The organism is Microcoleus sp. Aus8_D2 (genome assembly GCF_036702665.1).
Taxonomy (GTDB): Bacteria; Cyanobacteriota; Cyanobacteriia; order Cyanobacteriales; family Microcoleaceae; genus Microcoleus.
Genome location: NZ_JAUBUN010000008.1, coordinates 194,543 through 205,506, shown reverse-complemented (window position 1 = coordinate 205,506; position 10,964 = coordinate 194,543). Strand labels below are relative to the sequence as shown.

Genomic DNA, 10,964 nt, shown 5'->3' with positions numbered 1-10,964 from the left:
CCATTTATTATCAGCGGCCGGAACCCTTTTTGATTGGATGTAATTGTCGCTAAGTTATTTAGGCCAATATCAATTCCGGCTCTCCATTCAAAACCTGATGGTGAGCCAGTTACATCCTTGGGCTCATAAACTAACTCTCTCGAGTAATGGTAAGTTTTTGGAACGATTCTGACTTGATTTACTTGGCTAACTTTAGTAGTTAGAAATATCAGGGTCAAAGAGAGATTGATGATTCCTTTTTTGAGCCATTCTTTACTGATGGCTTGAGCGGTGTAAGTCAGGACATTTCTGCCTAATGTTTTGTGTTTGTATCTGGGTATTTTGGGTCTGGCTTTGAATTGATCTGGATGTAAGTTATATTCCTTGGTAGCTGCAAAAAATGATTTCCAGCTTTCATGCAATCTCAATAATACTTGCTGAGATCCTTGGGCTGGTAATGCTAGATAGTCAGTCTTTCCCTGACATATTTTCTGTATTTTGTAATAATCGAGGTATTCTCCCGAGCTGATAAATTTTTGTCTGATTAGGTAGTTAGCATAGTTGAAAAGATTCTTAGAAAGAAAGCACAAATTATCTAGCTGCTTGTATAGCCAGTGGTTTCGATCGATCGTGTGCTTGGAAACGAGCTGCATTGTTCTGCCGTCATTTTTGACTATACTAGACCTATTGCCAAAAAAATCTATGTTACAATTAAAGGTTTTGAGTTTTAGACCTGAGAGCTAACTCATAATTGTAAAGTGCTGATCTAACCTGCAATCTGCTCCACTTAAGCCAATCCCTTCATTATAGCATAAAATTATTTTGCAAGAGGTCTACTATACTATACATGGCTATTAATGGCTATAAAGTGAATGCAATGAAGTTTTACAATACATTCGAGGTATTGGTCAAAACAGTATTGCCCAACGGAGCGCAGCCGAGGGGATACACAGCTCGCCAGTAAGCCGAGCAAGAGTTAAACCGGATGCAAAGGTTCGGCTCGGTAAATAAAATAGTTGTATGTAAAACCTGTAAACTGTGCTATCTCTAGAAAACAAAACCAGCTTTGACAAAATTTAAAGTCCCATGTTGAATGCGAACGGGAGTATATTGGCAGACAATCGATCGCCCGCATCGCAGTGGGCGCAAAAAGCTTTAGGGCTGCCAGAAGTGCAGGTACAAGTGCGTTTGCGGGGAAATCACCTGCATATTTTGTGCGAAGCGCAATTGTGTCCGTCTCAGGAATTGGTGACGGCGAGATTTAAGGCCGCGATCGAACAAACTGATTTAACGCGACTCTTGCCCGATCGAGCTAAAATTTACCAGTTATTTCTGTGCGGCCGCAAACTCGGTTCCCGACAAAATGACTGGACAGTCCGGCTCGATTGCAGCGGTAAACAGCCACAGCCACAGCCACAGCCACAGCAACCGGAACCGGAACCGGAACCAAAACCCAAAGTTTCCGAAGTGCCGCCACCAGTGACTCCCCCCGAGGGCGAACCGCCAGCCAGTCGTAAAAAAGGCGGATTTTTCGACCAATTTAAAAATCACAACCGCAAACTCAAACAAACACCAGAACAGGTAGAAACACCGGCGCAACCGCCGCAGGTGCGGGAAGAAATGGATTTTGACGCCGAAAGTTTCCCCATCGCCTCCCGCATTGAATACCCAGAAGTTTTTGAAACTTCCCCAGTGACGATCGACACGGGGGCGGCGCGAGCAGCTTTCAATCCCCCCGTTCCCCCGCAATCGGCGGAAACATCCCGCCAGCAGAAAGCAAGCCGGGGCGCGGTGGCTTTGATTCAATCCCCCGAAACCGACTCCGGCGACAGCGATAGCGGCGCCACCTTGACTGTTTCGCCGGAAACTTTGGCGCGCCGGGGCTATCCAGATGCGATCGCCAGCTATCTCAGCGAAATCCTCGGGCCGATGGGAGTTTCGGTGAAAGTCAGCATTCGCGAAAAAGAAGTCAAAAGCAACCGGGAAACCCTGCACCCGAAGGCGCCGAAAAATCTCAAGTCCAAGGAACGGCGGCTGCTGGTGCTGTGCGAGTCAGCTTACAGCCCCGAACCCTCCTTGCTCGCAGAGCCGATCGCCGGTAGGCTGCGGAAACTGCAACTAGAAGATTTCGTCGAAGCATTGATCGGCAGCCAAGTGAGCGGCGAAGCAAAGCCGGACTGGCTGCTGCGGGTGGATTTGACCCCACCGGACACCATCCTTAAAGAGTGGGCCCGGTGGGGAGACGTACAGTCGATCGCCAAACTGCTAAACCAACACTTGGCGGCATCGAGAATCGAAGTGCGGGCCACCCTCAAAGAAGCAACCCTGCACCTGTTTTGCAGCAAAACTGCCAAAAAAGGACAAAAGCCTCAACGACAAGAATACCCAGACAAGCAGCAAACCACCAACGCGATCGCCCCTTTGTTAGCCTCCTTCGCACCCCAAGGCATCCGCGCAGCTACAATCTACGGCGTAGAACCAGCCAGCGACAGCAAAACCGAGCCAGAGTCGCCGGTGTGGATCGACTGGGTAGACTTACCAGCAGCCCACCACCCCGACTTAGCTGCAAACCCGCGAATATTGGCGGCCGAGGGCGACCAATTAGCCTTGAGTTTTTTGCTCAACAGGTTTCTCAATCCCAATCTCAACCGCAAGCTGGAAACCGGAGGGATTCGGGCTGTGGCGCTGCACAAAGCCGACGTGCTGCACGTCATGACTGAAGCTCTGACTTGCCCTGCTCAGTCGAAGGTAGGGCCGCCGGTGGCTAAATTCTTGCGGCAGTTACAAATTCCGGGAGTCGCTATGGTGCGAGTCTACGGGCGCCGCGCCGGCCAGAAACTGCCCCTGTGGCGCTACGGAATCGACCTCAGAACGGCGGTTGACGGGGAATCAGCGCCGGCACCCGCACCGGCTCCCTCGCAACTGGCTCTCTTGTCCAAGGAACCGATGCCGGAGTTTGCGCCGTCGGCGGAGGATGGGAGTTTTGCGGGTATGGGCGAAAATTTAGTGTTCGATGCTCCGGCGCCCAACGGATGGCGGCCCCGGTTCAAAATCCGACTCCCCGGATACAAGCTGGGCGAGCAGTTAGTTCAAGCTGCGGTGCAACCGCTTGTCGCTTCGGGTTTGTTTGTTCCCAATGACGCTTTGTCAACGAATGCTGCCGAACCCGGGGGCGTGAGAGCCGATCGCGCGGCGGGAATGGCCTTGATTTGGCTGATCGCAGGCTGTCTGCTGACCTTCAATACCGATTGGTTACTGGGTCTATTTGTTAAATCTGGGGCGGTCAGTCAAGCTCCTAGCGCCTCCGAAGTTTGCAGCGGTCAAAATTGTCAAAATTCATCCCCCAAGCCTTTTGGCGACGTTAAAGCCTCTCTCGCGATCCCGGAATCTCCCTCTCCCTCTCCCTCTCCGCTGTCTCAGGAGGTGAATTTGCCTCAAATTCCGTTACAGCCAGATCCGTCCGCTAGCGGGTTCGAGGCTTTCAACGGCTCTGGGTTTACGAAACCGGGCAATACTAGCGTTCCTGTAGCTGATGTTTCTGCGGCTCCGGTGTTCCCGACTTTGAGGAGCGAGCAGCTTGACGAGCAGATAGCGCGCTACCAAGAGTATATCCGCCAGCACAAAAAACCGCCGGATATCTTAATTGTCGGGAGTTCCAGGGCGCTGCGGGGCATCGATCCAGAGGTGTTGGAAACGGCTTTGGCCGCTGGGGGCTATCCAGGGCTGACGGTTTACAATTTTGGGGTGAATGGAGCGACTCTTCAGGTTGTAGATTCGATCGTGCGCCGGATTTTGCCGGCGCAGCAATTGCCGAAATTGCTGGTTTTGGCGGATGGGGCGAGGGCATTAAATAGCGGGCGCCCGGATTTGACTTTTAGTGCGATCGCATCTTCCGAAGGTTACAGACAATTGGCCCGGGGTAGTTTTCTGATCCGCACCAATCAATTAGAGTCCCAAGCCTCGAATCCGAGTGCCAACAATCCGATCGCGAGTGCCGGTGAATTAGTGCACAATTTGGAACAAAGTCAAGCTAATTTTCAGCAATTGCTGAGTCAAAAGTTGGTGGAGGGTTCTGCAACATACAAAAAGCGCGATCGGCTGAAAGGGTTTTTGCGATCGATCGCGAATCCATCCGCACCTGTTGCTACCGACAGCCCCGAAAACGCAGCCGAGAACCCACAAACAACTGAAAATGCTTTACCCACTGCTGTGGGTAAAGCACCCAGCGATTTTCAACCAAACGGCTTTTTGCCGATCGACATACGCTTCAATCCCGATACTTACTTTCAGAAACACGCCAAAGTATCTGGATATTACGACTCCGACTATCAAGATTTTAAATTGACAGGGGAACAAACAGTAGCGCTCAAAAATATGATCGAATTTACCAAAGTTCGCAACATCAATCTCGTGTTTGTAAATATGCCTCTGACGGTAGATTATTTAGACCCGGTGCGGACAGGTTACGAACAAGAATTCCGGCAATATATGGAACAATTAGCAGCTCAAACCGGACTAATTTTCCGAGATAATAGTTTATTGTGGCCCCAAGCACGGGAATCTTTTTCCGACCCCAGCCACCTCAACCGTTACGGTGCTGTGGAAGTTTCTAAGCGGTTGGCTCAAGATCCGATGATTCCCTGGCCCGCCAAGAAGTAGAGAATGGGAGAGGGGGAGAATGGGAGATAGGGAGAGTGTCCGAGTGGGAGATGGGGAGAATCGATCGGCTACTGCACATCTAGATTGTCTGTTATGTTCGAGGGAAATAGCTGGAGAAATACTCCTAGACGCACGCCGATCCCAGAAACCGGGTTTCTACGAAGATTTCTCGTTCCTCGTCGCAAAATTATCGTAGAAACCCGGTTTCTAGTCCCCCGGCGCGTCTACCCTAAAACTGTCTCTACGTGTTGTTAACATTTAAATGATTTAAATATTATTGTAAAGGCTGGTTAAGCAATATTTATGATTTATATTAGATCTCTTGCAAAAGTCCTTTCGATCAAATTTTGGAACGGGCCGAAGAGCCCGTTCCACAGAAAAAAAAATTTGTGGAACGGGCCGAAGAGCCCGTTCCTAGCTATTTTTGCAAGAGGTCTATTTAACTCATCACTCGTGCGACGCGACCATCTCAAAACTATCCTTTCCTGTGGCTGAATACTGAACATGAAAAGATTGATATTTCCTGAAAATAGCAGAAATAAACTGATTAAAACTCCCCGAAAAATTCTGCCTGTGATATTTTTTATATTATCTCTAGCATTTTTCCTGTTTAGTTTGTATAAAGGTTTATTTTTACCTTTTGCTTTATCATCTGGGCCGCCCAGCAGCGAACAGCAACCTTTGCAACCCTTCGAGCAAGTTGTCAAAGACGCGAAAAAGTTGGAGGGATTGTTTACCCTGTATCGCAATCAAGCAACTAATAAAGTTTATCTGGAAATTAAACCGCAACAACTCGACAAAAAATTTCTGTGTTTCGTGACATTGGCATCGGGTTTGGGGGAAGGGGGCATTTTGAGCGGATTACCCTTCGGAGATTTCTTATTTCAACTGCGGCGCGTCCAGAATAACGTGCAGTTTGTGATACCGAATATCAATTTTCGCACCCGTCCGGGCGATCCGCAAGCCGGTTCGGTGGAAAGGGCATTTAGCGAGTCGATTCTCTATTCTTTGCCGCTCAAAAGCATTCATCCGCAAAGGCAAACTCTGCTGATCGACTTAGGCGATTTGCTGATGAGCGAAAAGCGCGATTTACCGGGGGTAAAAGCGATTTTACCGACGATTTTGGGCGCTGCTTACTCGATCGATGAAGACAAGTCTTATTTTAAAGATGTGAAAGCGTTTCCGCTGAATGTAGAAATTGCTTCTATTTACGGTTTTTCCAGCGATAATGACAGTGCGGTTAACTATTTACCTTCGGTTCCTGACAGTCGGGCTTTTAACCTCCGCATTCACTACAGTTTCTCGGAAGTGCCGCTCAATAACGGCTACCGCCCCAGACTTGCAGACGAGCGAGTGGGCTATTTTCTCACAGCATATAAGGACTTTTCTGACAAAAGTGGCCACGAGCCTTTTGTGCGCTACATCAATCGCTGGAATTTGCAAAAGCAAATCCCGACGGCGCCGATGTCGCCTCCGGTGCAGCCGATCGTCTTTTGGATTGAAAATAATGTGCCTGTGGAATACAGAAACGCAATTCGCGACGGCATTTTGGAGTGGAACAAAGCTTTTGAAAAGGCAGGTTTTACTGAGGCAATTCAGGTCAAACAAATGCCGGACAATGCCAAATGGGACCCGGCTGATGTCCGGTACAACACTATTAGGTGGTCGAGTTCTTTTGAACCTGAATTTGCAGGCATCGGGCCTTCTCGCAGTAACCCGCTGACTGGGGAAATTTTGGATGCTGATATTTTGTTGGATGCTAATATTGTCCGGCAAATTAAACAGGGATATCGGTCTTTGGTGGAACAAAATCGCTCGGTATCTAAAAGTTTTCAAGGCAGAAACGGCTCTAATACCAATCCCTGTCAGTTCGGTGTGTATTCTCGCTATTTGAATGTGCTAGAAAATGCGGATTCAAAAAAAGGCAGCGGGGAAAATTATCAAGGTGGAATTGCTGACGATTTGCCGACTTTGGTGGAAAGATATCAAGAGCAAAAGCGCTCGCCTTTGTCGCAGTTGCTTTCGAGTTCGGATATGTGTTTTGGGTTGGAATCGAGCCGACAGTTTGCGATGGGCGCAATGTCGATGGCTCTGTTGGAAAATGCAGCGCCTAGCAGTGTGGCGATTGACAATTATGTGACTCAATATATCCGATTTTTGACGGCGCACGAAGTCGGCCACACTCTCGGTTTGAGGCACAATTTTCACGGGAGTACGATGCTGCAACCGGAGGATTTGAACAATACTCAGGTAACTCGCGCGCAAGGTATGGTGGCGTCGGTGATGGATTACGTGCCGATTAATTTGGCACCTCCGGGAACTGTACAGGGCGACTATTATCCCACGATTGTAGGGCCTTATGACGATTGGGCGATCGAGTACGGTTACAAAGTTATTGGCGGCGCAAACCCCAACAGCGACTTAGGGGCGCTGCAACAAATTGCCAGTCGCGCGGGGGAACCGCAATTAGCTTATGCGCCGGATGAGGATACTGTTGACAATCTCGATCCCGCTGCTAATAGCTTCGATCTCAGCGGTAATATGCTCAAATACTCGCAATGGCAATTGGATAATGCTAGGGCGATGTGGAAGCGTTTAGAAAAGCGAATTCCGCTTCGGGAAGACGGTTATAACGAACTGCGGGTGATGTTTGATTCGGTGTTTGGCTATTATTTTCAGCAGGCGATGAATGCTACTTTGTATGTCGGCGGACAGTCGTTTAGTCGGATTCGCCCGGGAGATAGTAATGGGAAATTGCCGTTTGTGCCGATCGCCCTGGGGCAGCAACGAGAAGCTTTGGCTACACTGGACAAGTACGTATTTGCAACCGATGCGTTTAGTTTTGCGCCGGATTTGCTGAATAAATTAGCACCTGCACGCTGGGAGCACTGGGGAAGTCCGGCTTTGGTGTTTCCTCTAGATTACCCGATCGGCGATCGAATTACTTTTATGCAGCGGTTTGTGCTGCGAGTGTTGCTATCTCCGGTGCGGCTGGCGAGGCTGCGGGATGCGGAGTTAAAATCAGCCCCGGAAAGCGCTTTGAAATTGCCAGAATTGTTCGATACTTTGCTTCATGATATCTGGAAAGAGGTGTTGCAGCCGGAAAAGAAAATGCAAATTTCGACTTTTCGGCGTTCGTTGCAGCGGGAACATTTAGCGATTTTGATGGGAATGGTGCTGCGAAAAACAAGTGTTCCTGAGGATGCCCGAACTCTGGCGTGGTACGAGTTGCGGCAGTTGCGCGAGGGTTTGAGCAAGAGTATTCGCAATCTGGACAGGAATGCGGATGCTTATACGCGGGCTCATTTGGAGGAAACGCGCGATCGCATTTCTAAGGTTTTGAATGCACAGATTCAGTCAAATTAATTTGGTTCAGAAACCGGGTTTTTGAGGAAGATATTTCGTTGCCGCCCGCAGATTTGCTCAAAAACCCGGTTTCTTATAATCTCAATCAAGTTAAAATAATTAAATAAAGAAACCGGGTTTTTGCGTAAGTGCTGGAAGAACCAGGTTTTCCCGCGATATCGATTTTAGTTTCCATCAGAGGGGTAACTTAGCAATACGATCGACCCATTCCTCTGCACTAGATGCAGCCCAAATCAAGAGTAGTTCTTCGATGACAACTTCCATCGGTATTTTTCGGGTAACAATAATGACTCCAGCACTCTGATTCGTAGTAATGAACTCAGCAAATTCGGAGGGCATTGTTTTGCGATCGTGGCTGACAAGAACACGTCTTTGCTGTGCTGCAATTGCCAGCACATCTAAATCTTTAACGCCTTATAACCCAGCAGCAAAAGCAGTTTGAAAGTCGATTGTAGATTCTCGTCGCAGTAATCCTGTGACGATCGCCTGATTTAAGTCAGCATCAGCTTGATAGCGTACATTCACGATCGCACCTGCTGTCTTGCTGCCTTAGCTGCCATCAGTTTGTTGTACAAAGCTGGATCGCTGGTTTGTAGAGGTTGAGGCATGGCATCAAATGCAGATTCTTCGGCGGCTAAGTAAGCGTCGATTTCAGCACGGTTGCCTAGATAAAAAGCGATCGCCCCATAAACCTGTTCAAGGGTCAGCAATGGAAACGATTGAACAATACTTTCAGGCGATAATCCTTGTTGGAAAGCATAGGCGATCGAGTCAAGAGAAATCCGAGTTCCTTCAACCCAATAGGCATCATTCCGATACTCTATATAAGTTTTAACTGCTACAACTGGCATACATTCTTTGGGATTTTAACTACTTATTATCGGTGTTCGAGTTCGGGAGAGAGGTTGAGGGTGATGGTGGTCATGGTTATCTTGGCAGCAACATCTATTCATCATTTTAGCGATCGGGCTTTCACCTTATCAAAAACTTCATCACCTGGGACTTCTCGGTTTTACTACCCGCATCCTGGTTTGCAATCTACGAAACCTAATGCTTCTGTGCCCTTGAAAACTGGCGATCGAAATTGCGATCGAAATTGCGATCGGATATTCAATTTTCCCAGCACGGGCAATTATACCATTTTTTTAAAGTTCTGAAAGACTTATTTAAGAACTTAAAGCCAGAATTACATATTTCTGGTCGTTCTCAATCTCTATCATTTCTTTAAAAAAATGGTATTAGAGCTGCTTTAATTCGTTCTGGCCAACGTCCCAAAATGACTTCGGCATCAGCAGGAGAAAGTTGTTATTGAAGTTTGGCTTGCAAGGCATTCACCTTTCAGTTGGAATTTGAACGTTGTACGGAGGTTCAGTAGCTCTTAGAATATAGTCTCAATCTCACTCAATTTTTGTTAACTTTGACCACTCTCGAATTCTCTCCTTAAAACTACGCCATTCCTCATAAACCTCCTTAAATACTGGGTTTTGCTGAGCATAGAGATTCAGTTCATACTTGGTTTGGTCTTCAGCAGCTTTTAGGACATCGTTATTAAACCGTATCAGTTCAACGCCTTTTTGGGGGATTTCTTTTAGTGCCCAGCTATTTTTAGAATCGTACTCAGTCAAAATACTTGTGTAGGTTTCATGACAAGCAAGCTTGAAAATTTCTTTATAGCTATCCGGTAGTTTGTTCCAAGCATCTATGTTAACTTGGACATCAAATGTAGTGCTTGGCTCCCACCAGCCTGGATAATAATAAAATTTTGCTGCTTCATTTAGACCTAACTGAAGATCGTCATATGGTGAAGTCCACTCAACAGCAAAAAAGCGTCCATCTTTAAGCCTTTTGATAGATTCATCTACTGAAATTTTACCAATATCATCATGATTTTTCATTCCCAATTTTCTCAAAACATCGGCTCCCAACCCAGGAATTCGCATGACCTTATCTTTAAGATCATCTAGCCGATTAATCTTTGCTTTGAACCAACCTCCCATCTGTCCTCCCGTAGCTCCTGCGGGAAATGGAATTACGTTTAATCCTAGTTTGTTGTAGATAGATTGCATAAAGGTCAATTCATCATTAGGATTCTTTTTATAATGAAGCCAAGCGGTTTGCTCTTGGGGGTTCAGACCAAAGGGAATAGCACACCCGAAAAATAGCGCTTTATATTGCGGAGTAGTGTAGTAGATCCCACTATAGCCACACTGTATATCACCTTCGCTAACTTTTCTTAATATTTCCTCTGTTTCTCCTGTTCTTTTTAGTGTGATATCAAAGCGACCTTGTGTCATTTTTCTGACACGATCGCAGACCAGTTCTGGAGCACTATAAAGAATAGTTTTTTGAACACTTTCACTCAAGAAAGTGTGCATTTCCCATGAAACAGACGGAAGTTGCTCGTCATCAGGAAGTTGCTCGCGCTGCGGCTTATTCAGACCCTTAGATATAGGGTTGTGTAACAATAAACCCCCTACTAAACCTGCCGCACCAAAAGCAGTAGAAGGAATCATCTTAATAACGTCCCGACGTGTTATAGTAAATGGATGTTTCTTTAGGGGTCTGTGATGCCGATCTATCGAAATTGTGTTTGCAAGCCCCTTAAATGTGCCAGCAGCAATTTCTATAGATGAAATGTCGTTATTGTTTGGTATATTATTCGCTATAGTCAACAGTCTATCTGAGAGTTCTCTGACTTGTTCTGGACGAAAATATTCACCAAGAGTTCTTGGCAATTGGTTAGCATAAACTTTTATTTCACCCCATGTAGCGTTAGGTAATTGCCCGTTTCTGAGTTGCTCTACAGTTGCCAGGAGACATTTCTCAATGTTCAAAAAGTAATTGGCAATAAGTTGACGTTTTTCTTCTCCAGCTTGCTGTGAGTGAGCGCTTACTTCCGACAGTATCTTTACAACTTCAAGTAATTCTTCTAACATTTTTCCTACCATGAGTCATATATA

General features: G+C 46.9%; 5 protein-coding genes and 1 pseudogene. 2 read left to right on the top strand and 4 right to left on the bottom strand.

Annotated elements, in window-relative coordinates; translation table 11 throughout:
- A pseudogene (locus tag QUB64_RS09285) lies at positions 1–632 on the bottom strand (RNA-guided endonuclease TnpB family protein); the annotation flags it as partial.
- A 433-nt stretch (positions 633–1,065) separates the two neighbouring features.
- Between QUB64_RS09285 and QUB64_RS09280 the strand changes: the two are divergent.
- Together QUB64_RS09280 and QUB64_RS09275 are read left to right on the top strand one after the other, a co-directional pair.
- Entirely contained in the window at positions 1,066–4,638 is a 3,573-nt protein-coding gene (locus tag QUB64_RS09280; protein ID WP_333268620.1) for a hypothetical protein, read from the top strand.
- A 504-nt stretch (positions 4,639–5,142) separates the two neighbouring features.
- Positions 5,143–8,004 (top strand): zinc-dependent metalloprotease, encoded by a 2,862-nt coding sequence (locus QUB64_RS09275; RefSeq protein WP_333268618.1) that lies wholly within the window; start codon positions 5,143–5,145, stop codon positions 8,002–8,004.
- A 174-nt stretch (positions 8,005–8,178) separates the two neighbouring features.
- Here QUB64_RS09275 and QUB64_RS09270 read toward each other — a convergent pair whose 3' ends face one another.
- The 3 genes from QUB64_RS09270 to QUB64_RS09260 all read right to left on the bottom strand — a co-directional run bounded on the left by QUB64_RS09270 (position 8,179) and on the right by QUB64_RS09260 (position 10,940).
- The gene (locus QUB64_RS09270; protein ID WP_333268616.1) at positions 8,179–8,400 is read right to left on the bottom strand and encodes a hypothetical protein; all 222 of its coding nucleotides are present in this window, start codon (positions 8,398–8,400) and stop codon (positions 8,179–8,181) included.
- A gap of 125 nt (positions 8,401–8,525) precedes the next feature.
- Complete coding sequence (locus QUB64_RS09265) at positions 8,526–8,855, bottom strand: DUF433 domain-containing protein (RefSeq protein ID WP_333268614.1); 330 nt, start codon at positions 8,853–8,855, stop codon at positions 8,526–8,528.
- A 546-nt stretch (positions 8,856–9,401) separates the two neighbouring features.
- Positions 9,402–10,940 carry a TRAP transporter substrate-binding protein gene (locus QUB64_RS09260; protein ID WP_333268612.1) on the bottom strand — a complete coding sequence of 513 codons (1,539 nt, stop codon included), beginning with the start codon at positions 10,938–10,940 and terminating at the stop codon, positions 9,402–9,404.
- Positions 10,941–10,964 lie beyond the last annotated feature (24 nt).

Excerpts from the sequence above, each read along its gene's own strand:
- QUB64_RS09260 (WP_333268612.1), bottom strand. The coding sequence starts at position 10,940 with ATGTTAGAAGAATTACTTGAAGTTGTAAAGATACTGTCGGAAGTAAGC.
- QUB64_RS09265 (WP_333268614.1), bottom strand. The coding sequence starts at position 8,855 with ATGCCAGTTGTAGCAGTTAAAACTTATATAGAGTATCGGAATGATGCC.
- QUB64_RS09275 (WP_333268618.1), top strand. The coding sequence starts at position 5,143 with ATGAAAAGATTGATATTTCCTGAAAATAGCAGAAATAAACTGATTAAA.
- QUB64_RS09280 (WP_333268620.1), top strand. The coding sequence starts at position 1,066 with ATGTTGAATGCGAACGGGAGTATATTGGCAGACAATCGATCGCCCGCA.